Origin of the sequence: Mesoflavibacter sp. CH_XMU1422-2, assembly GCF_037029245.1 — a bacterium.
GTDB classification, from domain to species: Bacteria; Bacteroidota; Bacteroidia; order Flavobacteriales; family Flavobacteriaceae; genus Mesoflavibacter; species Mesoflavibacter zeaxanthinifaciens.
In genome coordinates, this window is record NZ_JAYMEE010000006.1 from 14,071 (window position 1) to 40,429 (window position 26,359).

24 protein-coding genes and 1 pseudogene are annotated in these 26,359 nt (G+C 32.3%); 2 read left to right on the plus strand and 23 right to left on the minus strand.

What is annotated here, in order from left to right; translation table 11 throughout:
* Nucleotides 1-3: 3 nt before the first annotated feature.
* The 9 genes from WA340_RS01875 to WA340_RS01915 form a co-directional block, all read right to left on the minus strand.
* Nucleotides 4-2,916, minus strand: coding sequence for a sensor histidine kinase (locus WA340_RS01875; RefSeq protein ID WP_336127055.1), 2,913 nt, complete (start codon nucleotides 2,914-2,916; stop codon nucleotides 4-6).
* Between the two features lie 131 nt (nucleotides 2,917-3,047).
* A complete protein-coding gene (locus WA340_RS01880) occupies nucleotides 3,048-3,386 on the minus strand; it encodes a DUF4870 domain-containing protein (protein WP_336127056.1) in 339 nt (112 codons plus the stop codon).
* Nucleotides 3,387-3,472: 86 nt separating this feature from the next.
* Entirely contained in the window at nucleotides 3,473-3,889 is a 417-nt protein-coding gene (locus WA340_RS01885) for a DUF6691 family protein (RefSeq protein ID WP_336127057.1), read from the minus strand.
* Nucleotides 3,890-3,893: 4 nt separating this feature from the next.
* Nucleotides 3,894-4,448, minus strand: a complete 555-nt coding sequence (locus WA340_RS01890) for a YeeE/YedE family protein (protein WP_336127058.1) — start codon at nucleotides 4,446-4,448, stop codon at nucleotides 3,894-3,896.
* Between the two features lie 78 nt (nucleotides 4,449-4,526).
* Entirely contained in the window at nucleotides 4,527-4,715 is a 189-nt protein-coding gene (locus WA340_RS01895) for a YgaP family membrane protein (RefSeq protein ID WP_027879860.1), read from the minus strand.
* Nucleotides 4,716-4,734: 19 nt separating this feature from the next.
* The gene (locus WA340_RS01900) at nucleotides 4,735-5,040 is read right to left on the minus strand and encodes a hypothetical protein (protein WP_336127059.1); all 306 of its coding nucleotides are present in this window, start codon (nucleotides 5,038-5,040) and stop codon (nucleotides 4,735-4,737) included.
* 83 nt (nucleotides 5,041-5,123) lie between these two features.
* The gene (locus WA340_RS01905; RefSeq protein ID WP_336127060.1) at nucleotides 5,124-8,318 is read right to left on the minus strand and encodes an efflux RND transporter permease subunit; all 3,195 of its coding nucleotides are present in this window, start codon (nucleotides 8,316-8,318) and stop codon (nucleotides 5,124-5,126) included.
* A 190-nt stretch (nucleotides 8,319-8,508) separates the two neighbouring features.
* A complete protein-coding gene (locus WA340_RS01910) occupies nucleotides 8,509-9,585 on the minus strand; it encodes an efflux RND transporter periplasmic adaptor subunit (RefSeq protein WP_336127061.1) in 1,077 nt (358 codons plus the stop codon).
* Nucleotides 9,586-9,693: 108 nt separating this feature from the next.
* Nucleotides 9,694-11,004 (minus strand): TolC family protein, encoded by a 1,311-nt coding sequence (locus WA340_RS01915; protein ID WP_336127062.1) that lies wholly within the window; start codon nucleotides 11,002-11,004, stop codon nucleotides 9,694-9,696.
* A 131-nt stretch (nucleotides 11,005-11,135) separates the two neighbouring features.
* On the opposite strand from WA340_RS01915, the gene WA340_RS01920 reads away from it, so the two are divergent.
* The gene (locus WA340_RS01920; protein WP_336127063.1) at nucleotides 11,136-11,510 is read left to right on the plus strand and encodes a hypothetical protein; all 375 of its coding nucleotides are present in this window, start codon (nucleotides 11,136-11,138) and stop codon (nucleotides 11,508-11,510) included.
* Nucleotides 11,511-11,596: 86 nt separating this feature from the next.
* A complete protein-coding gene (locus WA340_RS01925; RefSeq protein ID WP_336127064.1) occupies nucleotides 11,597-13,687 on the plus strand; it encodes a TonB-dependent receptor domain-containing protein in 2,091 nt (696 codons plus the stop codon).
* 189 nt (nucleotides 13,688-13,876) lie between these two features.
* On the opposite strand, the gene WA340_RS01930 is transcribed toward WA340_RS01925, so the two are convergent.
* The 14 genes and pseudogenes from WA340_RS01930 to WA340_RS01995 all read right to left on the minus strand — a co-directional run bounded on the left by WA340_RS01930 (nucleotide 13,877) and on the right by WA340_RS01995 (nucleotide 26,322).
* Complete coding sequence (locus tag WA340_RS01930; protein WP_162835789.1) at nucleotides 13,877-14,014, minus strand: hypothetical protein; 138 nt, start codon at nucleotides 14,012-14,014, stop codon at nucleotides 13,877-13,879.
* Nucleotides 14,015-14,155: 141 nt separating this feature from the next.
* Nucleotides 14,156-15,613: an NAD(P)/FAD-dependent oxidoreductase gene (locus WA340_RS01935; protein WP_336127065.1), complete on the minus strand. Its 1,458-nt coding sequence runs from the start codon at nucleotides 15,611-15,613 to the stop codon at nucleotides 14,156-14,158.
* Nucleotides 15,614-15,736: 123 nt separating this feature from the next.
* On the minus strand, nucleotides 15,737-16,774 hold the full coding sequence (gene cydB, locus WA340_RS01940) for a cytochrome d ubiquinol oxidase subunit II (RefSeq protein WP_336127066.1): 1,038 nt from the start codon (nucleotides 16,772-16,774) through the stop codon (nucleotides 15,737-15,739).
* A gap of 9 nt (nucleotides 16,775-16,783) precedes the next feature.
* A complete protein-coding gene (locus WA340_RS01945; RefSeq protein ID WP_336127067.1) occupies nucleotides 16,784-18,139 on the minus strand; it encodes a cytochrome ubiquinol oxidase subunit I in 1,356 nt (451 codons plus the stop codon).
* Nucleotides 18,140-18,287: 148 nt separating this feature from the next.
* Entirely contained in the window at nucleotides 18,288-19,625 is a 1,338-nt protein-coding gene (locus WA340_RS01950) for a rhodanese-like domain-containing protein (protein WP_336127068.1), read from the minus strand.
* A gap of 83 nt (nucleotides 19,626-19,708) precedes the next feature.
* A complete protein-coding gene (locus WA340_RS01955) occupies nucleotides 19,709-20,371 on the minus strand; it encodes a peroxiredoxin (RefSeq protein ID WP_336127069.1) in 663 nt (220 codons plus the stop codon).
* 160 nt (nucleotides 20,372-20,531) lie between these two features.
* Nucleotides 20,532-20,675: a hypothetical protein gene (locus WA340_RS01960; RefSeq protein ID WP_169558270.1), complete on the minus strand. Its 144-nt coding sequence runs from the start codon at nucleotides 20,673-20,675 to the stop codon at nucleotides 20,532-20,534.
* Between the two features lie 139 nt (nucleotides 20,676-20,814).
* Nucleotides 20,815-22,077: pseudogene (locus WA340_RS01965) on the minus strand (NAD(P)/FAD-dependent oxidoreductase).
* A 141-nt stretch (nucleotides 22,078-22,218) separates the two neighbouring features.
* Nucleotides 22,219-22,821: a methyltransferase domain-containing protein gene (locus WA340_RS01970; protein ID WP_336127070.1), complete on the minus strand. Its 603-nt coding sequence runs from the start codon at nucleotides 22,819-22,821 to the stop codon at nucleotides 22,219-22,221.
* Nucleotides 22,821-23,117, minus strand: coding sequence for a thioredoxin (trxA, locus tag WA340_RS01975; protein ID WP_027879838.1), 297 nt, complete (start codon nucleotides 23,115-23,117; stop codon nucleotides 22,821-22,823). Before trxA ends, WA340_RS01970 begins: the two co-directional genes overlap by 1 nt.
* Before the next feature lie 11 nt (nucleotides 23,118-23,128).
* On the minus strand, nucleotides 23,129-24,145 hold the full coding sequence (locus WA340_RS01980; RefSeq protein WP_336127071.1) for a c-type heme family protein: 1,017 nt from the start codon (nucleotides 24,143-24,145) through the stop codon (nucleotides 23,129-23,131).
* A 2-nt stretch (nucleotides 24,146-24,147) separates the two neighbouring features.
* The gene (locus WA340_RS01985) at nucleotides 24,148-24,417 is read right to left on the minus strand and encodes a heavy-metal-associated domain-containing protein (RefSeq protein ID WP_336127072.1); all 270 of its coding nucleotides are present in this window, start codon (nucleotides 24,415-24,417) and stop codon (nucleotides 24,148-24,150) included.
* An 8-nt stretch (nucleotides 24,418-24,425) separates the two neighbouring features.
* Nucleotides 24,426-24,785, minus strand: coding sequence for a rhodanese-like domain-containing protein (locus WA340_RS01990; RefSeq protein ID WP_336127073.1), 360 nt, complete (start codon nucleotides 24,783-24,785; stop codon nucleotides 24,426-24,428).
* Between the two features lie 121 nt (nucleotides 24,786-24,906).
* Nucleotides 24,907-26,322 carry an MBL fold metallo-hydrolase gene (locus WA340_RS01995; protein WP_336127074.1) on the minus strand — a complete coding sequence of 472 codons (1,416 nt, stop codon included), beginning with the start codon at nucleotides 26,320-26,322 and terminating at the stop codon, nucleotides 24,907-24,909.
* Nucleotides 26,323-26,359: the final 37 nt, after the last annotated feature.

Consider the following 26,359-nt stretch of genomic DNA (forward strand, 5'->3'; position numbering starts at 1 on the left):
ATCTTAATGTATTGGCATCGTGATGACCACTTTTGTGCCTGCAGCTACGTCGTTTTCGTCATACAAATCGTAAGTCGTTATGGCTATATCACGTTTTAATTTGTTTTTATAAAGATGCACACGTTCTTCATTGGCTTTGGTTGCGAAGGGTTTATGCTGTTGGTTTGGTCGTTTTAATTTTTCGGATTGAGCGCGACCAATTCCGTTATCTTCAACCGTAATTTCTAATTTATTTTGCTGAATAATTTTTGCTTCAATATGTAATTTTCGGTCGTTTAATTTGTGTAACAATCCGTGTTTTAAAGCATTTTCAACATAAGGTTGTATGAATAACGACGGTACTTTTATCTGTTTTGTTTTTAACTGATTATCGATAGTAATCTTGTATTCCAATTCATCTTCAAAACGTACTTTTTCCAATTCTAAATACAGTTTTAAGGCGTTTAGTTCTTCATCTAAAGTAATTTCGTTTTGCTGACTGTAATCCAAATACATGCGGATTAATCGGCTAAACTTCACTAAATACGAGCTTGCCAATTCTTTCTCATTGGAAATAATATAATCTTGAATGGAATTTAAAGCATTAAAAATGAAATGCGGATTCATTTGCGAACGCAGATTTTCTAATCTTAAATTCGTTATTTTTTTATCAATTAAAATCTTATCAATTTCGGCAATTCGTTGTCCTTCTTTTTGTTGTAATCGCCATCTAAAATACAGCCAAATCCATCCGAAAACAGTTAATAAAACCAATCCGTAAAACCAATAGGTTTCCCAAAATGGTTTAGCAATAACAAAGGTTATTGGTGCTGCAAAAACAGGATTTTTAGTACTAATGTTTTGCGCTTTTAATTCGAAAGTATATGTACCACTTGACAAGCTATTAAAGTTTACAAAGTGTGTATTTAAAGGAATATTTTGCCAACTAGAATCTATTTCTTGCACACGATATTGATAATTAACGTGTTGATTAGATTGAAATCCGTTAGAATTGAATTTTAAACCTATTTTATTAAAATCATGTGGCAATTTATAACTACTTGAAATTAAAGTATCTCGATCGTTAATTGATACTGCTTCTACCCTAACTTTTGCGGTTTTAAAAACTTTAAATAGGCCATATTGTTTTGGTAAAGTGTAAAAACCATTTGGTAAAACTACGACCAACTGATTTTGTAACACCAAAAGGCTATTTACCGCAGTATTTAAACCATCTTGAGCACTTAACGATTTAAGCTCATTAGTTTTGGTGTGATATTGAAATAAGCCAGAATCGGTTCCTATCCACAGTAACCAACCATCGGACAAAATGGTGTTAATTTGAAGATTTTTGGGAAGTTTAATTCCGGATGGTTGTAATGTGTTTTGCTCGTATTTTAGTAATCCGTTGTGCTGCGTTGCTAACCAAATGGTTCCGTTGGTGTTTGCAATAGCGTTTACTAATAAACTGGCTGAATTGTATTGAATTTCTTCAGAAGAAAAGGTATTACAATTGTATTTGTAAAGTCCGTCGATATAAGACACAAACAACGCGTTACCCGAGACAACTGAAGCCTTTACACGACTTTCTTTTAGGATTTGTTTTTCAGGATTATTAAACGCTTTTTTATATACAATACCTTGTCGGTAATTACCATAAAATAAGGTGCTATCGTTAATTTTTGAAAATGTTTTTGCAACCGAAAATCGGTTTTTAACATCGGTAATTTTATCGGTTTTTAAATCGACTACAAAAGATTCTGAGGCATTAATACTTACAATTAACTGCTCTGTTTCAGCATCAAAATATAATTTACCAATTATCTTTTTACCAGGTAATTGCAGCGTTTTTATAAGTTGATTTTGGTTGTAGAACAGTAATTTTCCGTCATTGGTTCCTAATACAAAATCATTGTTTTGCAATGCTAAAGAAGCTGTAATTTTAGATTCAATAGTTGATAATTCTACACGACGAATATTTAAATTAGGCGAAACAAACACACCATTATCTAGCGTAGTAAACCAATAGTTGTTGTTAAAATCTATTTGAATATCGGTAACAGATTCGGTACTAAAAAGTTGCTCTTTAAAAGTAAAGAACTCATTTTCAAATTCATAAACAAAAACTCCTGAGCTGGTTAAAAACCAATATTCGTTATCAAAATTTAAAATATTGTAGATGGTTTCGTTTTGTAATCGTAACGGTATTGTTATTTTTTTAGACGTATTTTCTGCTTTATCAATGACATAAAGTATATTTCCTTTTGCACTATTGTGAATTAAAAACACATCGTTTTTAAAAGCAAATAGTTTTGGCGATTGTATACGATTGGCACTTGTTATTTCAAGTATTTTGGTTCTTTTTTTCTTTCCTAATTTATATAATCGGTGACGCTTTAATTCGCCTTCAAAATTGATGATGAACGTGTAATTACTATCGTGGTCTCTAACATTGGTAATACACATACCTTTAAACACTTCGGTAACTTGTTTGGTGGTTTTATTAATGTCGAAAATCCCGATTACGGTAAATAACCTGATGCTATTTTCTAAAATTTCAAATTGTGCTAATTGACCGTTTACAAGTTGACTTGCATCGTAAAATAGTTGTAAACGATCATTTTCAACATAAAATAATTGGCCATAAACATTGTTACACCAAAGCCTGTTTTCGGTATCAAATTTTAACTGAAAAAGTGAATTTGATTTCTGTTCAGGATGTGTAAACTGCTCGTAAGTTTTTCCGTTGTAACGATATAAGCCTTTGTTTGCAGCAAGCCAAATGTAGTTTTGGTTGTCTTCTGCAATATCATAAAACTCAACATCTGGAAGATTTGAGAGTTTAGACATATGTTGTATTACTGGATTTTGAGCATGAGCAACGCTTCCAAAACCAATAATAAAAACAAATAGTATGTATCTAAATATTAATTGCATAGCTTATAATTAGCAAACTTAATATTTAATTAGCTAATCAAGCTTTGTTTTTTCTGTAAGCAGTCGTTTTTTTTCTAAACAAAAAACGCAACCTTGGTTATGGTTGCGTTTTTAACTTTATCTAAAACTAACTAACTAATAAAATTAAAAGATAAAGGATATTTTGGAATTTCTCCGTGACTAGCTTTTATTGCATTTATCACAGGAAAAATAATAGAAATCAAACCTAAAACCATAAATCCTATAAGACCTAAGCCTAGTAATAAAATTAACGGAATACACAGTAGACAATACACTAGTAAACTTAACTGAAAGTTAACTATATTTTTACCATGTTGGTCTAACTCATAAACTCTATCTCTTTGAGTTAACCAAATAATTAAAGGTAGTAACAAACTACCAAATCCTATTACTAAAGTAATTAACTGACTTAAATGTGTTAATACTATTAATTGTTTATTCTCTTGCATGATAATACTTTTTTGATTGATACTTATATGACGCACATTTATCAAAAAAGTTACAAAATTTTAAGAACTTATTAATTAAATTATTGTTAATGAGGAAGTTTACCTTTTAAAACTCCATAAATAAACGTTCCTATAATTGCAGATCCAATAACTATTAATATTGGTAAAAAACCAGCTCCTACTAATGTAAACATTGGTCCAGGACATGCTCCTACTAAAGCCCAACCTAATCCAAATATAATACCGCCAAACAGATAACGATATATTGATTTTTCTTTATCAGGAATCACTATTGGACTACCATCAATAGACTTGATTTTTTTTCTTTTTATAAGTTGGATAAAGATAATTCCAAAAAATAATGCTGTACCAATTATACCATACATATGAAAAGATTCAAATCGAAACATTTCATATATTCTAAACCATGATGCTGCTTCAGATTTGTACATAATTATTCCAAAAAAGAAACCGACTACTAAATAGATGAATACTTTTTTCATAGTACTAAAAAATTAAAGGAAATAATAAATGTACCATAATTAATCCTCCAATAAAGAATCCTATTACAGCTAATAATGAAGGTCTTTGAAGGTTACTTAAGCCTGTTATAGCATGACCCGAAGTACATCCGCCTGCATAACGTGTACCAAAACCAATAAGCAATCCGCCAACAATTAAAATAATAATTGTTTTTGGCTCTTGTAAGGCTTCTGCAGAAAACAATTCTTTGGGTAGATAATCGTTATCTTCAGAAAAGCCTATTTCTTTTAAACCTTCTTTTGTAGCGTTACTAATTTGCGGCATCGTACCATCAGTCATAAAATTCTTAGCTACAAATCCTCCTAAAATTGCTCCTAAAACAACTAATAGGTTCCAGCTTTGTTCCCTCCAATTAAAATTGAATAATTGGCTGAATTTTCCGCCACCACAAATGGCACAGAAAGTGCGTAAATTAGAAGACATACCAAAAGTTTTTCCCATTATTAAAAGAAAAAACATAATTAGTGCTATTAAAAAACCTGAGAGCAACCAAGACCATGGTTGTAAAAAAAATTCCATAAATCAATTTTGTGCAAAAATACATGCTATAATTTAATTTATGGAAATTAAAATCTTTTTTAACTGTTAGAGATTTTTTTAGTTTTTGATTTTAAACACTTTAGTTAAAATATCTTCCATCAAACACCATTTAGTGATTGCAGACTGAAATAAATTAGCGCCTACAAACACTGTAAACCACAACCAATTTTGATTAACGTACATACCTAATAATACGCTTATTATAACAAAAATTCCTGCTATTGCTCTTATATACCTGTTTAACATAACTATTATTTATTTAAATTTAAATTGCTCTTTCTATGGGTACAACAATCGCTTTAATAGGATTGTTGGTTTCTAAATTACTATTGAATTCTTTTATCAAATCAAAAAGGGTATCAATAAACATGTCTTCTGTAAATGAGAAAAACATTGTAGACTCATTACTTGCATTTTCTGCTCCAAACCAATTGGTAGACATAATTAAAGCATGGTTGTTTTTATAACCATCTATATCAGATTCGCTAAAATTTTCAATACCTGCTTTTTTAAAAAGTTTAATTACATCCTTGTGAAACCTTTCTACTGCGGTTACTAATACTAATTTCATATCTTTCAATTTTACTGGCCAAATGAGCACAACTAAGATTTTTTTTGAACTCTCATAACACTTAATTGTGCTCAGCCAGCTTTTTATTTATGGTTTTTACGTTCTATCATATAATACACTAAAGGCACAACTAATAAGGTTAACACAGTCGAAACGATGGTTCCACCCATTAACGAAATAGCTAATCCTTGAAATATCGGGTCAAACAGGATAACAAACGCACCTATGACTACTGTTCCTGCAGTTAATAAAATTGGTGTTGTACGCACTGCTCCTGCTTCTATTGCGGCTTGTTTTAATGGCACGCCTTCTTCTAACCTCAGATTGATAAAGTCAATCAACAATACCGAATTACGTACCATAATTCCCGCCAAAGCAATCATACCAATAAATGATGTTGCGGTGAAAAATGCGCCCATCAACCAATGACCTAGAATAATTCCAATCATCGATAATGGTATGGCAACCATCATTACTATTGGTGCTTTAAAGTTTTGGAACCAACCAACAATTAAAATATAGATTAAAGCTATTGCTCCTAAAAAGGCAATTCCTAAATCTCTAAATACTTCTAAGGTAATTTGCCATTCGCCATCCCATTTTACGGTGTAATCATCTTCAAATTCTGGCTGTCCTAAATACATTTCATTAATCTCATAGCCTTGTGGTAACGGAATAGCTTTTAATTTCTCTTCCATTCCTAAAATTGCATACGCAGGACTTTCTAATTCGCCAGCCATATCTGCTAACACATACACCACGCGCTTTTGGTTTTTACGGTAAATACTTTTTGCGCTTGTAGTTTCAGAAATATCAACCAAGTCTACAATTGGCACTAAGTTACCTTGTTGCGATTTCACTTTTAACTGCGAAATATCTTGAATGGTTGACTTTTCCTTTTCATCTAGAGCCAATACTAAACCTATTTGATTTACAGCATCTTCGTCATACAACACGGTTAACGGTCTGTTGGATAGTGCCATATTCATGGTATAAGCAATCTGTTTTGGTGCTACACCGTAAAGCATTGCTTTTTCTTTGTCTATGGTGAATTGAAATTCTTTTTGATCTGCTTCTACCATCCAATCGACATCAACAACATCTTCAGTATTATTCAAAATATTTTGAACTTCGTTAGCTATCTCCATTTGCTTATCATAATCAGGACCATAAATTTCTGCTACTAAAGTTGATAAAACTGGTGGTCCTGGTGGCACTTCAACAACCTTAACATTCGCATTATATTTTGAAGCTATCTTTTGAATGTCAGGACGCAATAATTTTGCAATATCGTGAGATTGCGCACTACGTTCTCCTTTATCAATTAAATTCACTTGAATATCTGCCATATTACTTCCACCACGTAAATCGTAGTGACGTACTAAACCGTTAAAAGTAATTGGCGCTGATGTACCAATATAATTCTGATAATTAACTACTTCTGGTCGCGTTGATAAATATTGCGAAATTTCTTGAGCTACAACTGCTGTACGCTCTAAGGTTGTTCCTTCTGGCATATCGATAACTACCTGAAATTCATTTTTGTTATCAAACGGTAACATTTTTACAACTACCGAATTGGTGAAAAACATCACCATTGTTCCCATTAACAAGATGAACGTTAATCCTAAAAACAACCAGCGCTTAGAGGAACTTTCAATTAACGGACGCTCAAATTTTTCGTAGAACTTGTAAATTAATGTGTCTTCTAATGGTTTTTTAGGCTTCTCTTCTGCTCCTTTTTTATCTTTTTCACGCAAGAAAATATACCCTAAATACGGTGTTATAGTTAAGGCTACAAATAACGACAGTATCATTGCAATAGACGCTCCAATTGGCATTGGTGCCATATATGGGCCCATTAATCCAGACACAAACGCCATAGGCAATACTGATGCAATTACGGTAAACGTTGCCAAAATAGTTGGGTTACCAACTTCGTTAATGGCATATAAAGCCGCTTGTTTAAATAGCAAGCGTTTCATTTTAAAATGCCTATGCATATTTTCGGCAATGATAATTGAATCGTCTACCACAATACCTGTAACGAATACTAGCGCAAATAAGGTGATTCGGTTAAGCGTATAATCCAGCATATAGTAGCTTAATAGCGTTAATGCGAAGGTAATTGGCACAGATAAAAACACGACCAATCCACCACGCCAACCCATTGCCAACATCACTACAAATGTTACCGCAATGATAGAACCTATAAGGTGTAATAGTAATTCAGACACTTTGTGAGATGCTGTTTCACCATAGTTTCTGGTGATTTCTACGTGTACATCATCAGGAATTAAAGTTTTGCGTAAATGCTCTACTTTATCAATGATGACATCTGCAATTTTCATCGCGTCTGCACCTTTTCGTTTTGCTACAGAAATAGTTACTGCTGGATATTCTGATTGGTAATCGCTTGCCTTTTCGCTTGCTTGACCAAAACCAAGACTAACGTAATTTTGTGGTACTTCAGGACCATCAACAATTTTTGCGACTTGCTTTAAATAGATGGGCTGATTTTGCTGCACACCAACAACTAGATTTTCAACATCAGTCACCGATTCTAAAAACTTACCTGTATTTACAACAAATTCTGTATCATTTTTATCAAAAGTTCCGCTATTTAATTGCGCATTGTTGGCTTTAATCATTTCAGAAACCGATAAAAAGTCTAAGCCAGCACTCGCTAATTTATCCTTATCTAAAACGACACGAATTTGACGTTCTCTTCCTCCTATTTTATGTGTAATAGCAACGTCATTCACTTTTTTAATTTCGGCTTCTAATTCTTGAGCCATTTGCCCTAATTGGAAATCGTCATAGTTTTCACTCCACAACGTCAACCCTAACATAGGCACATCATCAATAGCACGTGTTTTTACTAACGGAAACGTAACGCCTTCAGGCATTTCATCCATATGCTTATTGATTTCGTTGTAAAGTTTCACAAAAGAACGCTCGATATCTTCGCCCACATAAAACTGAACGATGACCATTCCTTGTTCTTTCATAGACGTAGAATACACATATTCCACACCTTTTATATTCGAAATTAATTGCTCTAAAGGCTTGATCACTCTAGATTCAACCTCGGTTGGACTTGCACCAGGATAACCTACAAAAATATCTGCCATAGGCACATCAATTTGCGGCTCTTCTTCACGAGGAATTAAAAACGAGCTGTACACACCAATGACCATAAAAACAATCATTAAAAGCACTGTAAGCTTTGATGTCATAAAGACTTTGGCAATTTTTCCTGCTAAACCTTCTTTCATTTTGATTTCTTATTTTTTGGGCGTTTTAACGGGCTATTCGCTATATCTTTTTATTGTCTTACATTTCGACTGCGCTCAATGTGACAATAAAAAGGATGCCGCTTCTATCCCTAACGCGACTTTGAACTGTTAATTCAATCTTGTTATTAATTTAAAATTCAGTACTATTTACTGCCTACTGCAAACTGAATTACTGCACACTTATTTTTGCTCCGTTATACAACTTTCCTTCAGCCGAAACGATATAACTTTCATTGGCGTTTAAACCAGATAATACTTCTACTTCATTTCCAAACGTTCTACCTAAACGCAACCAACGTAAAATGGCTGTATTACTTTGGCTTACCGTATAAACGCCGCTTAACTGACCATTCTTTACAATAGCTTCTTTTGGTATCAAAACCATTGAAGTTTCTGCTTTTCTTTCTACAGGAAATTGCACCGTTGTGAACATTCCTGATAGAATTTTTGCATCGGTTTTATCTAAGGTTATCTTTACTAAATATTGCCCGCCTGTTTGTGCTGCAGATGTACTTACTTCGGTGACTTTTCCAGAAATAGTTTGGTTAATAGATTTTACATTTACACTTACTTTTGTATCTTTTTTTATTTCTGAAATTTCGGTTTCTGGAACCATTGCAACCACTTCAAAATCGCCTGGTGCTTCTATTGAAATTAAAGGCTGACCTGGATTTGCCATGTCTCCTTTTTTTACATTTTTACTTGTAATAACTCCGCTAAAAGGTGCAGTAATGTTGGTATAAGCAAATTGTGCGTTAATTTCGTTTTTCATTTGTTTTGCAGCTTCAAGACCTGCTTTTGCCATCTCATAATTAGCTGTCATATCATCCATTTCTTTTTGAGAGGCACTGTTTTGAGCAAATAGCGACTTAAAACGCTCGTAATCTTTTTTAGCGTTATTAAATGCTGCTGTAGCTTTTGTGATATTTGCGTTTACCTGAGCTTTTTGAGCTTGTAAATCGGCATTGTTAATAGCTACTAACAATTGTCCTTTGCTTACTTTATCGCCAACATTTACAGGTACGTTATTGACGTAACCCATCATTCTTGTACTTAAATTAGCACTGTTTTCGGCTTGAATTTTTCCGCTTACCGCTAAAAATGGACTGTCATTATTGTCGCTAACCTGTGCTACTTTTACAGTAATAGCAGGTGAGTTATCTGCAACTGCTTTTTTGTCTTCGCTACCACAACTTGCTAGTAATATTGCTGTTGAAAGTGATAAGATGGTATATAGTTTTTTCATTTTAATTGAATTTATTTTTTTGTTTGCCAAGAATTCACGAATATTTTTCTAAGCTAATTTTTATTTCATATTTACTGATTACTGCAACTGCATACTGCAAACTAAACACTATTCTTTAGTTAAAAAATTGACGTACGCTAAAGCGTAATTGTATTCAAAAATGGTTTGGTAATATTCTAATTGTTTTTGTGCATATTGGGTTTCTGCCATCAATAAATCTGATGTTTTTTCTAAACCTTCTTTAAAACGATTAGTACGAATTCTAAGCGATTCTTCTGATTGGTCTAAAGCTAATTTTGATAGGTTTAATTTGTTTTCGGCATCAATAAGCATTCTCTTAGCTTTATTTAATTCTAACTTGCTTTTTGATACATATTGATTGTATTCAAGTTTAGATTTTTCAAACTCGGCTCTACTTTTCTGAGCTTTTCCAAAACGCTTTGATCCTTGAAAAATATCCCAACTTAATTGTGCACCAACAATGTATCCGTTGGCATCTGCTTGAAAGATTTTATCATCATACATTTCGTAACTTCCAAAAGCGTTTAAACGTGGTAAAAACGCCATTTTATCTGCTTTACTCATAGCTTCATATGCTTTACTTGCTAATTGCATTGCTTTGATGTCGCTACGGTTTTCAGTAAACGTTTTCAATTCCATGGTACGCACATAAGGCGTTAATGTATCGCTTGGTTTATAGGTTACAAATGTGTCGTCATTCATTAAAAATGATAAATAATTAGACGCATTTTGGACGTTACTTTTAGCTTGTTGTAATTGGTTTTTTACTTCGGTAACACGTACTTCTACATTAAGCACATCGGCACGTTGTAAATACCCTTGCTCGTAACTATTATCTGCTAATTTTTTATTTGCATTTGCGGCTTCTAATGCTTTTTCTAAAACATCAACAGCTTTGTATGCTAATTGTAATTGCATGTAGGCTTTATCTACTTCAAAAACAATGTAATCTTCAGTACGCTGTGTTTTTAATGACATGGCTTCCATTTTAGATTTGGCTGCTTTACGCTGAAATATTCCATCTACATTAATTAGTGGTTGTTGTACTTCTAGCTTGGTTGCGAAGTTTTGCGTCGTTTCTGGATCGTTTAACAATGCTGGATTAAAATCATTCATTGTTAAAATTTCTTGATTTAATTTAGAACCAAAAGCCATTAAAGGATTTGTAGTAGAAATACCTGTATGGCTAGCTGTAATATTTGGCAAGAAAATAGCATTGGTCTGTCTATAATCTGCTTTAGCTTGGTTAAATTCTTCTTCAGAAATTTTTATAGAAGTATTGTTTTCTGAAACTTGAGTCAAAACTTCACTTTTACTTATTGGTTTTACCTCTTGCGCTTGTGTTAAGGAAGACCAGATAAATACTGATAGGATTGATAAGTTAATTATGTGTTTCATTTTTCAATTTTTACTGATACAAATGTACGTTTAGAAAACACCTATGTCAGTAACATATGTTACCTAGAAAAAAATGAAATTTGTGACAAAAGTCACTTTCAAACCCTTCTTTTTATACTAAATTTGCATCTGTGAAAAAATGGATTTTCTTTTTTGCAGTTAGTTTAAGCGCTCTTATTATATTTAATATGCTAAGAGTCTCTTTTACTTTTATATACTACGAATTAGATCCTATTGGCTTTATCGAAGAGCTTTGCGAGAATAAAGACAAACCAGAATTACAATGTAACGGAAAGTGTCACTTAAAAAAAGTAGCTCAAACGACTGGTGACGAAAATGAGCCTGTTAAAATTGTAAATTTTGAAGAGTTACTTCTATTTAAACAAGACATTACAGATTATAAATTACAAACAAACTTTTATAGTTTAAAAAGGGAAAACTTTATTTACCTTAACCTTTATAACTTTAGTTATAAATCTTCCTGTTTTCATCCTCCACAAGTTTAAGTCTACATACCATTATTTTAGCTTTAATACTGTTTTTCAGTATTAAAACCACAGACTTATTACAAATTTTCAAATAAAAATATACGATGAAAACATTTTATAGTGCATTATTATGTGCGCTAATCACAACCGTATCTATTGCTCAAACAAACCCTAAAGCAAAAGATACAACTACACAAAAAGTAACAACTTTAGACGAAGTTATTGTAACCGGAAATTTAAAAACAGACCCAATACATACTATTGTTACTAATAATTATGATGAAACTATTGTTCAACCTAAAAACGTAGCCGATTTATTTAATGATATTAATGGTTTTTCGGTCATTAAAAGAGGAGATTACGCTATAGATCCAAGTTTTAGAGCTAGCCAATACGAACAGTTAAACGTGCAATATGATGGTGGAACCAAAGCAATGCACGCTTGCCCAAACCGTATGGATCCAATAACAACACATGTTATTCCTGAAGAAATTTCAAAAATTGAAATTATTAAAGGTCCGTACACCGTACGTTATGGCGCAACATTTGGCGGTATTGTAAACTTAGTCACTCAAAAACCAAATTATTTAGATAAAGGCTTTCATGGCAAAGCTTCTGCTGGATATGAAACCAACGGAAACTCGATGGTAAACATGCTTCAATTACAATATATTGAAGACAAATACGACATTGTTGGTAATGTTGGTTATAGAGATTTTGGAAGTTATGAAGACGGAAATGGTGTTGAAATTCCTTCATCTTTTAGAAGCACCGATTATGGGGTAAAGTTAGGCTATAATTTTACAGACAATCAACGTTTACAAGCGCATTGGCGTCAATCTTTTGGTCGTGATGTACAACACGCTGCTTTGATGATGGATACCGAATATGATGATAGTAGTATCCTGTCTTTAGATTATAAAATTTCGGATTTAGGTGAAACTGTTAAAAGCTTTTCCGCGAAAGCGTATTACAGCTACGTAGATCATTTAATGACAAATTTTGACAGACCTTCTTTTGCGCGTATGGCGGCAGAATCTTCTGTTGAATCTACAACTATTGGAGGAAAATTAGAATTAAACTGGCAACCAGCAAAAAACCTGACAATTTTTAGTGGTTTGGATGCTATGACAATTGCAAGAGATGGTGGAAGAACCAGAACCATAAAGTTAAACATGATGGGTATGTCACTTGCTATGCCAATGGTGTTTAACGACAAGGTTTGGCAAGATTCTTACATTAACGATTATGGTGTATTTACAGAAGCAAAATGGGCAATTAACCCAACCACAGTATTAACTGCTGGTATGCGTTATGACCTAGTAAAAAGTGATATACAAGATCCAGAAGACGACTTTGCTGCGCGTTACGATTTAGAAGAAAAAACAGATAACAATGTAAGCGGAACAGTCTCTATCAAGCGATTAGTTACAGATAATTTTACGTTAGAAGCTGCTTATGGTCGTGGTGTACGAAGTGCTAATATGATAGAGCGTTATATTAATCATTTTAATGTTGGTCAAGATCCTTATGAATATTTAGGAAACCCAAATCTAAATCCAGAAGTTAACAATCAATTTGAAGTTGGTTTTAAAGGAAAAAACAGTAAAAACAACTTTAATTACGCGGCTAGTTTTTACTATTCTAAATTCGAAAATTATATCGTAGCGGTTGTAGATCCAACCATTACACGCAAGTATATGCCAACTGCAATGCCACAAGAAGTAAAAGTGTTTAGAAATTTAGATAACGCTTATAAAACTGGTTTTGAAGCTATGGCGAAAGTTAACTTTTTAAATGATTTTTATTTTAAAACTGAATTGGCTTACGTGTATGCAAAAAACAATGATTTAGGTGAATCTTTACCACTTACGCCACCATTAAACAGTACATTTTCTTTAGGCTTAGACCGTGAAAAATATTGGGCAAAAGTGCAATATAATGTAACTAGCAAACAAGAAAACATCGCCGAAAGTTTTGGAGAAACAACAACAGCAGGTTATGAAACTTTAGATGTAAAATTAGGTATAAAACCACTTAAAAACTTAACATTAGGTGTTGCTGCATTAAATATTTTTGATGAAGCTTATAACAATCATCTAAACTTTAGTTTTACAAATCAAGCTGATTTTGGAAGAACACCAATTACAGAACCAGGACGTAACTTTTCTGCTTTTGTGCAGTATCAATTTTAATAAAAACATGTCCGTTATTTATTAAAAGTTCTCGATACAATTTTATAGTTCTGCTTCGACTACGCTCAGCAAATACTAAAAAATCACTCGAACTGACGCAATTTTGATTATTACATCATATAGAAAAAGGGCATTTTAAAAATGCCCTTTTTCAATTAAAAAACCAACCAAAAATCACTGATAACCACATCAGTTTACTTTTCTTGTGCCGCCATGTCCGCCAGCAACAACAATCATAATTTTGATACTTAAATAGATGAATTTAAAAAATTGAAGTATTGGATTCATCATTTTAAAACGCTGATATTTTGATATTCTTTGTGTCATGATTATGTTATTTGTTTATTCGTTTATTTGTTGATTTGACTTATACGCCTAAATCAACTATTTCAAGATTTAATTCTTATTCTGGAATCATCTTTTAGATTTGATTCCTATTCAGGAATTAACCTTTTTTAGATTTGATTCCTATTCAGGAATCAACCACCAAAATGGTCGCATTTTTGCTTTATAAATAAAGGCGTAGTGTAAGGCTAGTTTTAACCAATGTCCTGCTAAACCTATTTCGCCAAAGGTTTTTCCTAGTTTTCTACCTTGTGTTTTTGGATATTTTTCATAATCTGGCACAATTGGATATGTGGTGATACTTACACCGCTACCTTGAGTCATACCATAACCTGCAGAAGCAATACAAGCTGCTCCCATATTTCCCATTGATCCTTTATGATGTAAGGATTCTTTACCCGATTTTATACTATCTATAATGTTATCTGCTACTAATTTTGCTGTAATACCTGATGGCATACCTGTTCTTGGTGGAGCAGGAAATATATCAGTTCCATTTTTACTTTTTCTAGGTTTTGAAATTGTATGTGGCGGCGCAAATGCAATACCTGGTGCAAAAATATTCTTATAGCTTGGGTTTTGATAAGTTTCTGGCCAATCTTGCACACTCCATTGTTCATAAGGTTTTGGAGTATAATCGGCATCTACAATCATAAAGCCTTTAAATAGCTTGTCTGTAATATCGTTATCATTTTTATCGTAAGCTTTAAAACCGTGACCTGAAAATGCTGGTATTAACATTGCAAAATCGTAGGTTTCGGTTTTGTATTCGCCATCTAAATTTTCATAATGTGCTACGCCATCTTCAATCTTACTTAGGCCTGCTCCTGTAATCCATTTTATATCTCGATCTTCAAAAATCATTTCTATCATCTCATTAGACTTCATCGTCATGCTTCCGTAACTCATTAACATACCGTCCATACCAAAATCGCCTAATTGGTATTCATTAGAAATCCATGTGATTTCTGCCATTTCACGAACATTATGTCTACGTAACTCTTGTTCTACATTTAAAATATATTCAAATGCAGCACCTTGACACGTCGATTTGGCGTGACCAGTTCCTATTAAAATTTTAGCTTTTCTACCGTTCTTCATTTGCTGAATCACTTCATTTAAACCATGCCAAGCATGATCTGCATGTGTATAAGTACATACGGAATACGTTTTATTTTCACCGGGAATTAAACCTTCTGTTGCTTCAAAATTTAATTTTGGACCTGTGGCGTTTATCAAGTAATCGTAAGTGACTTTTTCTTGAGTTCCTTTCTTTTCACCTGTAACATATTCGGCTAAAATATAAGGTTTCTGCTCTGTTTTATCACCTTCAGGATGAAAGGTTACCGCTTTGGCTTGCTTATATCCAATGCCTTTCTTTTTGTATAATGGCGCTAATGGGAATAGGATTTTTTTTGATTTCATTCTACCAATTCCGACCCAAATATTAGACGGAATCCATTGGTAATTGCTATTAGGAGAGACTACGACAACTTCGTGATCTTTTGACAGCTTTCGTCTTAAATGCGACGCAGCTACGTGACCAGAAATTCCGGCTCCTAAAATAACTATTTTTGACATTTTACTAAGATTAAGAATTAGTTTTTAGATTTAAAAAGTTGAAGTATTGTACTTTTTAATCTCTATGTAAAGGTTGCACTTTAAAACTAATTACACAGTAACCTATGTTACATAATCTTAGGTTTAATAACTGGTGTCATCCAACTCTACTTTTCCGTTAAAAGTTTTGTATAAAAACAAGAAATAAAATGCTAAAAGTGGCGCTCCAATTAGTACAATAGTAAGCATAATCCCTAATGATTTTTGTGATGATGCTGCGTTATAAATAGTTACACTATATTCTGGATTTATAGTTGAAGGCAACAACACTGGATACAATTGAAAAGCTACTAACATTAATAAAAATGCCATGATTAATGACGAAAATACTAATGCATAAAAGTATTTCTTTTTAGATACTAATCTTGGCACATTAGCTACTGCTAAAAATGCTAAAATTGGTAATGCGAAAAATATAGGTTGTTCTTTAAATTTATCGGTCACTCCGTGAAGATATGACAATGTGTAAAAAGATGTAACCACAAAACTAACAATAAAGAAAATCATGCCTCTTTTTAGTAAAAAAGATAATCTATCATGTAGTTTTCCTTCAGTTTTTAAAAGAAGAAAAATAGCACCTTGCGTCATAAAAATGGATAATGTAGTAAATCCGACCATTAATGAATATGGGTTTAAAAACGCGAAGAAAATGCCGCCTTTATAAATAAAGTTTTCGTGTAATTCAAAACCTTGTAATACGTTTCCTAAAACAACACCAAGTAAAAAAGCTATTAATGTATTTGATGTAAAGTAAATGATGTCCCAGGTTTTTCGCCACCATTTCATTTCTTCAGCACTTCTAAATTTTATAGCAGCAGAACGTAATACCAATAGCATTAAAAACAACATAAACGGAATATACATTGCCGATAACATAGTTGCATACATTACAGGAAAACCTGCAAACAATGCGCCGCCACCAATAATTAACCATACTTGGTTGGCATCCCAAAGTGGACCAATTGAATTTATGGCAATACGTCTACTTATATCTTTTCTTAAAAATAAATGCCATGCACCAGCACCATAATCAAAACCTTCTAAAATAGCATAACCAGAAAACAAAAGTCCTACTACTAAATACCATAATGTTGGATAATCTATACCTAAAAATGTTTCCATAACTTTTAATTACGTGTACTTTAAAAATTCATTTGGATTTTCAGATTCATCATAAGGACCATGATTTATCTTCTTGTTTAAAGAATATAAAAACAACAAAAATAAGATGGCATAAACCACAAAAAACAAAATTAATGAGAATAGAATTTGATTTGCAGATACCTCTTGAGAAAACGCTTGGCTTGTTTTTAAATGACCATAAACAACCCAAGGTTGTCGTCCCATTTCGGCAGCAAACCAACCAGCTTGATTGGCTATTTGAGGTAGTAATACCGAAAATGCAAATATTTTAAGTAACCACTTTTTATCAAACAACTTACCACGCCACCATAAATAACTAGCATATAATGTTAACCCGATAAAAAACATACCTATAGAAATCATAATATGATAAAATTGAAAAACAGCGTTGACTTGCGTTGGTATTTCATCTTCAGGAAATGCGTTTAAACCCGTGATTGGCTCGTTAAAATCTTGATGCACTAAAAATGATAATCCGCCAGGAATACCAATACCTGTAACAGTTTTTGAAGCTTGATCAACCCAACCAAATAAATATAAATCGGCAGCAGCAGATGGCTCGTAATGCCCTTCCATAGCTGCTAATTTTGCGGGTTGATTTACTGCAACACCATCTGCAGAACTATGACCTGACACTAATTGTGTTAACGAAATTATTGTAGCTACAGATAATGCTATTTTAAAGGCTTTTTTAGAAATCTCTACATACCTTCCTTTTAATAAATAGTAAGCATGAACACTTAAAATCATAAATGCACCAGCTAAAAATGCGCCTTGCCAAACGTGAATGATGCGATCTACACTAGATGGATTAAAGACCATTGCCCAAAAATCGGTTACTTCTGCTCTAGCATTTAATCCTTCGCCTACAATATGATAACCTGCTGGTGTTTGCTGCCAACTGTTGGCTACAACAATCCAAACTGCCGAAAACATAGATCCTAAAAACACGCCTATTGTTGATATAAAGTGAACTTTAGGCGATACCCGATTCCATCCAAAAATTAAAATACCTAAAAAGGTACTTTCTAGTCCAAAAGCAAATAATCCTTCTGCAGCTAAAGCACTTCCAAAAATATCACCAACATATTTGGAATAAACAGACCAATTGGTACCAAATTCAAACTCCATAATAATTCCTGTAGCAACACCAATACCAAAGGTTATGGCGAAAATCTTTAACCAAAAACGAGTTAAAATTTCGTATTCTTTTTTACCAGTTTTAAGATACAAACCTTCAAAAATAACCATGATTAATCCAATACCAATACTTAATGGCGGATAGATATAATGGAAAGCTACGGTGAAGGCAAATTGAATTCGGGCTAAGATTTCGACATCCATAATTGTGAGTTTCTAACAAAAATACGACACAGATAATTGGTTGAATGTAATAAATATTACATATTACAAACTTTAACATTTAGCATAAAAAACCAGCTGTAAGGGTTAAAATACAACTGGTTTTTTTAATTTATTTTATGAGGTTTTACTATTTAAATTGAGAAACAGCATCACTTAAATCATAAACCTTAGTATCATTTTTTAAATTAGAAATAATACTGCTTCCTGCTGCGCTACGGTAACCACCTGCACAATGTACAACTATTGGTTTGTCTGTTGGAATTTGATTTTCAGAATCTCTTAATTCGTTTAAAGGAATTGATATAGCGTTATCAAAAAACTTACCTTCTTCTACTTCACTTTTATTTCTTATGTCAATAATTGTGTATTGATTTGGATTATTTTTAAAGTCTGATAAATCTATTTTTTCTGTACTTTCAAAAGATGAATCATCTAAAGTAAGAATGCCTTGCAACTGATCTTCATAACCAATTTTGGCTATACGATGTAGTATTTCATCTTTATCTTCAACTGTATTTAAAACCACATAAAATGCTTCTTCTGGTTTGACGATAGATCCCAACCAAGTTTCAAACTTATCATTTTCGGTTTTTGCCATAATATTTATACTACCTTTTAGATGATTTTTTTTGAAATCAGCTTCATTTCTAACATCAATAATTAAAGCGTTGTCTTCAAAACTATCTGCTTTAAATTGAAAGTTTGCTTTAGAAATTGCCTTTTCATAATCTTTTGCTCCAACTTTGTTTATATCTACGTTATATCCAAAATATGAAGGAATAAAAGGTTGATCTTTTAAAATATGATTGACAAAATCGTCTTCAGATAAATTTTTAAATGCCCAATTTTCTTCACGTTCTCGACCTAAAGTACTTGATGCATCTTTACTCATATTTTTTCCGCAAAGCGATCCTGCGCCATGTGCTGGGTAAACAATGGTGTTGTCTGGTAAATCGTTAAATTTTGTTTGCATGGTTTGGTACATGCTTTTGGCTAATTCTTCGCGTTTAGCTTTCATATTTCCAGCTTTTTCGCGTAAATCTGGACGACCAACATCACCAATAAATAGCGTATCACCAGAGAACATGGCGTAATCTGCGTTATTTTTTGCAATAATTGTGATACTATCTGGTGAGTGACCAGGCGTATTTATTGCAGAAAACTGAACGCTTCCTAAGTTAAAAACATCGCCATCATCAAAAGTTTTATGAGGATAATTAGCACCAACTAATTTACTTACAAAAATGGTTGCGCCAGTTTCTTTATGAATTTGAAAATGACTACTTACAAAATCTGCATGTGGATGCGTCTCGAAAACCGCAACGATTTTTGCATTTTCTTTTTCGGCTAATTTATAATAAGGTTTTGGGTCTCTGGAAGGATCAACAATTGCCATTTTATTATCGCTAATTATTGCGTAAGAATAATGCGCTAATGGCTTGTCTTCAAATTGAGTAATATTCATTTTATTTAGTTTTGCTTTAGTTAAGAATAAGATAAAAAAAATCGGTCTTAACTTGATGAAAAGACCGATATTTTAAGAGTATTTTATAGGTTTTTCTTTGCTAAATACCAGTCTACTTTTTCAAGAGAATCGTCGTTGATTCTTTCATTTAACTCGTCTAAAGTTTTTGGTGGTCCAACAATCACTTTATCTCCTTTTTTCCAATCTAAAGGCATCGCTACTTTGTATTTATCCGACATTTGAAGTGCTTCTAAAGCTCTTAAAATTTCGTCCATATTACGACCAACATTTAATGGGTAATACATTACAAGACGTATTTTTTTACTTGGATCTATAAAGAAAACCGCACGTACTGCTGCTGTTTCGCTTTCGTTAGGTTGTAACATTCCGTAAAGCTTAGATACTTTCATATCAATATCTGCGATAATAGGAAAATCGAAATATACACCTGTATTTTCTCTTACGTTTTGTACCCAACCTAAATGTGCGTGAACACTATCTATACTTAACCCAATAAGTTCTGTGTTAAGTGCATCAAATTCTGGTTTTCTTATTGCAAATCCACTCATTTCTGTTGTACAAACTGGTGTAAAATCTGCTGGATGAGAAAACATTACTACCCATTTATCTTTTGCAAAGTCAGAAAATTTAATTTTTCCTTTAGTCGTTACTGCTTCAAAATCTGGTGCTTGATCACCAATTCTTGGCATAGTGTTTACTTGGTTTATTTCATTGTTTGTTTCCATAATTACTATATGTTTTAAATATTTAATTTCTATGACATAAAATTAAAACAATAGATTTAATCTATTTGAAACATTTGTTACAAAAGATTGAAATTTAACAATAGTTTAAAAAAAAAGAGTGCAATTACTTGCACTCTTTAACCAAATTTAAATAAAAAAGCTACTCTTTAGTATCATCCTTTTTACTTTCTCCACTCATAAACTTTATAGCAAAACCTATAAGTGTTAAACAAACAATACCAAAAATAACAATCATTATTACACCGTTACTCCAGCTGTAAAGAGATATATTTTGAGATACCATAATTGATTAGTTTAGTCTTTAATTATTACTATGTAAAGGTATAACCGATTTACATAATTAAATATGACATTTGTCATTTAAATTAAAAAAGCATCTAAAATTATCAGATGCTTTACGCTATTAATTAAGATGATGATATTTACACTTCTTTTCCCTTCATCATTTTGTTCCAATATAAATACGGTAATCCATATTTTTTTAACATCCAAAGTCGCTAATGCTCTTTTTCACTATTAAAAACTAGCATTTGTTTCAGTTTTGGATCTGGAATAAAATTGTTATCATAATCAAATTCGGCTAAAATCATTTTACCATATCCTGTTACTAATGGGCAAGATGAATAACCGTTGTATGATTTATTGCCTTTTTTGCTATGTGCTATTAATTGTAAAATATTATCTGTAAATACAGGTACTTGCTTACGTATCGCGGCTCCTGTTTTTGCTGTAGGTAATGCTGCAACTTCACCTAAACCAAAAATATTTGCATATTTGTTATGTTGCAAAGTGTGTTTATCTACATCTAACCAACCAGCTTCATTAACTAAAGGAGAGTCTTTAACAAATTTTGGTGCTGTTTGTGGTGGCGCAAGGTGAAGCATATCAAATGGCATATCTATAATAGACTCGCCAGACATGATTTCTCTTAATTCGTTATCTTCATTTATCACACATTTATTTTCGCCAGTTCCAACACCTTTGAAGGTTACAATTTGATTTTCGCTATCAATTTTAATTGGCGCGTAGAATGGTTTAAAATGAATACCATATCTACTAATTACTTGCATTAGGCTTTCTCTAATTTCTTTTACTCCAAAAATAACAGAACCAGGTGTTGCAAAAATAACATTAGTTTTATTTTTCAATCCGTTTTTCTTGAAATAATCTGCTGCTAAATAGGCTATTTTTTGAGGTGCTCCACCGCATTTAATTGGTGTTGTTGGCTGTGTAAACACAGCATTGCCTTCTTTAAAATTCTTAATTACATCCCAAGTATGTTTTGGGTCTGTATAATTGCTACAAATTACACCTTTACCCAAAGATTCTGTTAAACCTTCAATTAAGGATGTATCCATAACTAAACCAGGAGATACAATTAAAAAATCATATGTTATTGCTCCATTTTCTTAAGTTTCAACAGTATTTTCTTCTGGTTTAAAAATTGTAGCGTAATCTTTTATCCAATCTGCACCACTAGGCATAACAAATGACATAGGACGTTTTGTTTTATCAAAATCATATGTACCTGCTCCAACTAATGTCCAAGCTGGTTGATAATAATGCCAATCTGCTGGCTCGATTATACCTATATCTAACGATTTGTTTTTGGATAGTAAATTGGCTGCAGTCATGATTCCTCCTGTTCCGCCACCAATTACTAGAATTTGATAGTGAGATTTCACTATTATTTTTATTTATTGAGTTTGTTAGTTTTCAATCCTGATAAAAATAATAGTGTTTTAAGACAAAAATTGTAACTTTTGTTACATAACAAATAGAATACTAATGTTTTAACAACATTAAGTGTAGTTTTTTATCAAAAGCTAAAAAACAGTAGTCTCTTTTTCTATTTTATCTATTCTAAAAAATAATTCTCTACCAACTCTTGGTTGTATTGAGTTGTGAGCATTTTCCATAATGGTAATTTTAAAATACGGTTTAAAGTAATTAATGTATTCTTCTTTACAACCTCCAAATGGTGGTTTATCCGTATTTAATGGTGCATCAAATAACAATCCGACAACTTTACCTTTTTGGTTTAGTAAATCGAATGCTTTTGCTGCATAGGCTGCTCTTAAATTAGGATTTATTGCACAGAAAAAAGTTTGTTCTACAATAAGATCAAAAGTTGTATCTATATCAAAAAAGTTTTTTTGTATTAAGTGGTTTTTTGGGAAGTTAGGCACTCTTTTTGAAAAATTTTCTAAAGCAGTTTTAGATACATCTACAACATAAACATTTGTAAAACCTTGATTGTGTAAATATTCTGCCTCGTGGCTATTACCGCCGCCAGGAATTAAAATCTTTAAGTTTTTATCTTCTAACTGATCAAAATAAGCTTTAAGTGGAGGAGAAACTTCACCTAAATCCCAACCTATATCGTTTAATTTATAACGCGTATCCCAATATTTTTCAGATAAATCCATTAATCTAAATTAGTGATGATGTTAATAATTTCGTCTTTTTGAAGCACTCCAGATTGACGCCAAACTTGTTTTCCGTTTTTAAAAATCATAAGTGTAGGTACGCCTCTAACCTGATATTTTGCGGCTAATGCTTGATTTTTATCTACATCAATTTTTATAATAGAAATACGGTCTTTTAAATTGTCTTTTACTTCTTTTAAAATTGGACTCATCATTTTACATGGTCCGCACCATTCTGCAAAAAAATCTATTAAAACAGGTTTGTCTTGATTTATAATATCTGAAAACTTACTCATACCTAATTGTTTTAATTATCAAAACTAATACTCCAAATACCTCTAACTTGGTCTGTTGTATAACCTGTAGCTTGGTCTTCTGGATATAACAAAGTTAACTTTTTTATTATTTCAGGCTTAATATTTTCGTTTGGTTTACCATGACATTGTAAACACATGCTATTTGTAACGATTGGATAATACACGTGTACTTGATCTGTATCTTCTTTTACAATTGGACTAATCTCTTCTTGATTTGCCAATTGTTTTTTAAATATATTGATATAATTAAGCTCTATTGCGTTTGCTTTATTATTAGGGTTTCTTGGTTTATCTGAAACTCTTTTAATATTAGCATTGTGTACAACACTCATACTATCTGTTAACGGATAAGCTTTCTCATTACAAAATGCTAACGCTTCTAAAGTTCCTTTTTTTTGGATGGTTCCCATCAAATTTTTTCCTAAAACTGCTTTTGTGGTTAAAGCATATTTTAAACCTCGTTCGCCGTAAGGTAAATCTTGATAGTTAACTTCTGCTTGTTGTTTTTGCATTACTTTACTCTTTCCTTTACCTTTTCCGTTACCCATGCCTTGCCCTTTGTGTTTACCTTGTTCTTCTTTAAAATGATTTTCAAACCATTCTGGTTGCTCAATATCAAAATCAAACATATATTCTGCAATTTGCTTAATATCTTCTTCTGGGAAAGATTGTTTTGGCATAACACCAAAGCGTTTTACAGCACCATAGAGTTTTGCATTTTCTTTAGTTGGGTTTTTTATAAAAGCATTTATATCTGCGACAAATTTTTCTTTTGATGTATCTTCATCTATGTAATGCCTTTTAATTGCAACCATTGGTGGTGCAATCCTATCGTCATGACTAGCAGTTGGACTATGACAAACGTAGCAATGTTTTTCCATTAGCTTTTTACCAGGATGATTGTTAGCTTGTAATTGTACATCTAATGCAGAGTGTTGTTTATTTTCTGAATCTTTACAGCTAAAAAAAGTGATTGCTAAAACTGAAATTATGAGTAACTGTTTCATGATTATTTTGATAGTTTACCCGTTGCGCAACTGACGAAAGATTTAGCTTTAGATACTAATCCGTTTTCATCTTCTATTGATGGATAACCTAAACTTTTTAGCATTTGTTTAACCTCTATTGCATCTTCAGGATTTGGGCAATCAAAAGTGACTTTACTTTCTTCTACATCTACATTTATATTTGAAATTGTTTCAATTTCTGATAATTTAGTCGAAATGGTATTTGCACAACCACCACATTTTAGGTTTTGAACTATTATTGATGTTTTCATATTTGTTTTTATTTATAATTTAAAATTCCGCCTTGCAAATCGTAGATGTCTTTAAAACCTCTTTCTGCTAATTTGTTAGCGGTTTGTCTGCTTCTATTTCCGCTTTTACAATAAATGTAAACTGGTTTTTCTTTGTCTAATTTGTCAAATTCTACATTAAATTTTCCTGAAAAAAAATCAATATTTTTAGCGCCTTCAATGTGTCCTGCTTCAAATTCGGCTGGCGTACGTACATCTATTAATTGCGCGTCTTTATATTGAATTTGGGCTTTAAATTCTTCTGGAGATAATACTTTTATTGGTTTATCTTGTATTGAATTATTTCCGAATAAAAATGAGAATATTGACATAATAAGTATGTATTTCATCTATAAAAATTTTTATAAAATTACGTCAATTTGTTACTATTGTTGGTAACCTTTGTTACAAAAAAAGTGCATGCTACAAGTTTGTAACACACACTTTTTTAACTAACTAAAAAACTTAAAACTACTTTAGTGTTGATGGACAAACATAGTCTGTTACTGGTATATCTGTTTTTTTGATAGCACCGTAACCGCCACCAACATCTATTAAGTTGTGGATGCCTCTACTTTTTAAAATAGACGCTGCTATTACAGATCTATATCCTCCTGCACAATGCACATAAAATGTTTTATTATCAGGAAATTCACTTAAATGATCATTTATGTAATCTAATGGTGTATTTTTTGCACCATCTACGTGTTCGGCAGTAAACTCTCCATTTTTTCTTACATCAAATACAACGTCTTTATTATCTTCAAAACGGTTTGCAAACTCTTCTGCGGTAATTGAAGTTATTGTATCGTATTCTTTTCCTGCTTTTTTCCAAGACTGGAAACTACCATCTAAATAACCAATTACATTATCAAAACCAACGCGAGATAAACGTGTCACCACTTCTTCTTCTCTTCCTTCTGGAGCTACTAAGAGTATTGGCTGACTTACGTCTACAATTAAAGCACCAACCCAAGGAGCAAATCCACCATCTATACCAATAAAAATTGAACGTGGTATGTGTCCTTTTACAAATTCTGATTGATGACGTACATCTAAAATAATAGCTTCAGTCTCATTTGCTGCTGCTTCAAAAGCTTCAGGTGATAACGGTTTATTAGATTTAGTGATAACGTTATCAAAACTTTCGTAACCTGTAATATTCATCATTACATTTTGAGGAAAATATCCTGGTGGCTCTGATAAACCGTCAAGAACTTCTTCTATAAATTCTTCTTTAGTCATATCTGCTCTTAAAGCATAGTTGACCTTTTTTTGATTTCCTAAAGTATCTGTAGTTTCTTTACTCATGTTTTTACCACATGCCGATCCTGCACCGTGATTTGGGTACACAATTAAATCGTCACTTAATGGCATAATCTTATTACGTAAAGAATCGTATAAATAACCTGCTAACTTTTCTTGAGTTAAATCTGCAACAACTTTTTGTGCCAAATCTGGACGACCAACATCACCAATAAATAATGTATCGCCAGTAACAATACCGTGTTCTTTACCGTTTTCATCTATTAAAAGATATGTGGTACTTTCCATAGTATGACCAGGTGTATGGATAACTTTTATCTTGTAGTTACCAACTTCAAAGATTTGTCCGTCTTCTGCTACTATTGCTTCGTAATTTGGTTTTGCTGTTGGTCCAAATACAATGCTAGCTCCTGTTTTTTCTTTTAAATCTAAGTGACCAGAAACAAAATCTGCGTGAAAATGCGTTTCAAAAACATACTTGATTTTTGCATCGTCTAATTTTGCTCTATTAATATATGGCTGAACTTCGCGAAGCGGATCTATTATTGCTACTTCTCCGTTGTTTTCTATGTAATACGCTGCGTGCGCTAAACAACCAGTATAAATTTGTTCTACTTTCATGTTATTTTATGTTCTAATTCAATTTTAAAAATTGATT

Coding starts and splice junctions, on each gene's coding strand:
- cydB (WP_336127066.1), bottom strand. CDS start 16,774: ATGGAAACATTTTTAGGTATAGATTATCCAACATTATGGTATTTAGTA.
- WA340_RS01950 (WP_336127068.1), bottom strand. CDS start 19,625: ATGAATATTACTCAATTTGAAGACAAGCCATTAGCGCATTATTCTTAC.
- WA340_RS01880 (WP_336127056.1), bottom strand. CDS start 3,386: ATGCAAGAGAATAAACAATTAATAGTATTAACACATTTAAGTCAGTTA.
- WA340_RS01960 (WP_169558270.1), bottom strand. CDS start 20,675: ATGGTATCTCAAAATATATCTCTTTACAGCTGGAGTAACGGTGTAATA.
- WA340_RS01905 (WP_336127060.1), bottom strand. CDS start 8,318: ATGAAAGAAGGTTTAGCAGGAAAAATTGCCAAAGTCTTTATGACATCA.
- WA340_RS01935 (WP_336127065.1), bottom strand. CDS start 15,613: ATGTCAAAAATAGTTATTTTAGGAGCCGGAATTTCTGGTCACGTAGCT.
- trxA (WP_027879838.1), bottom strand. CDS start 23,117: ATGAGTAAGTTTTCAGATATTATAAATCAAGACAAACCTGTTTTAATA.
- WA340_RS01990 (WP_336127073.1), bottom strand. CDS start 24,785: ATGAAATACATACTTATTATGTCAATATTCTCATTTTTATTCGGAAAT.
- WA340_RS01995 (WP_336127074.1), bottom strand. CDS start 26,322: ATGAAAGTAGAACAAATTTATACTGGTTGTTTAGCGCACGCAGCGTAT.
- WA340_RS01925 (WP_336127064.1), top strand. CDS start 11,597: ATGAAAACATTTTATAGTGCATTATTATGTGCGCTAATCACAACCGTA.
- WA340_RS01910 (WP_336127061.1), bottom strand. CDS start 9,585: ATGAAAAAACTATATACCATCTTATCACTTTCAACAGCAATATTACTA.
- WA340_RS01895 (WP_027879860.1), bottom strand. CDS start 4,715: ATGTTAAACAGGTATATAAGAGCAATAGCAGGAATTTTTGTTATAATA.
- WA340_RS01970 (WP_336127070.1), bottom strand. CDS start 22,821: ATGGATTTATCTGAAAAATATTGGGATACGCGTTATAAATTAAACGAT.
- WA340_RS01875 (WP_336127055.1), bottom strand. CDS start 2,916: ATGCAATTAATATTTAGATACATACTATTTGTTTTTATTATTGGTTTT.
- WA340_RS01980 (WP_336127071.1), bottom strand. CDS start 24,145: ATGAAACAGTTACTCATAATTTCAGTTTTAGCAATCACTTTTTTTAGC.
- WA340_RS01890 (WP_336127058.1), bottom strand. CDS start 4,448: ATGGAATTTTTTTTACAACCATGGTCTTGGTTGCTCTCAGGTTTTTTA.
- WA340_RS01985 (WP_336127072.1), bottom strand. CDS start 24,417: ATGAAAACATCAATAATAGTTCAAAACCTAAAATGTGGTGGTTGTGCA.
- WA340_RS01885 (WP_336127057.1), bottom strand. CDS start 3,889: ATGAAAAAAGTATTCATCTATTTAGTAGTCGGTTTCTTTTTTGGAATA.
- WA340_RS01900 (WP_336127059.1), bottom strand. CDS start 5,040: ATGAAATTAGTATTAGTAACCGCAGTAGAAAGGTTTCACAAGGATGTA.
- WA340_RS01930 (WP_162835789.1), bottom strand. CDS start 14,014: ATGACACAAAGAATATCAAAATATCAGCGTTTTAAAATGATGAATCCA.
- WA340_RS01955 (WP_336127069.1), bottom strand. CDS start 20,371: ATGGAAACAAACAATGAAATAAACCAAGTAAACACTATGCCAAGAATT.
- WA340_RS01945 (WP_336127067.1), bottom strand. CDS start 18,139: ATGGATGTCGAAATCTTAGCCCGAATTCAATTTGCCTTCACCGTAGCT.
- WA340_RS01915 (WP_336127062.1), bottom strand. CDS start 11,004: ATGAAACACATAATTAACTTATCAATCCTATCAGTATTTATCTGGTCT.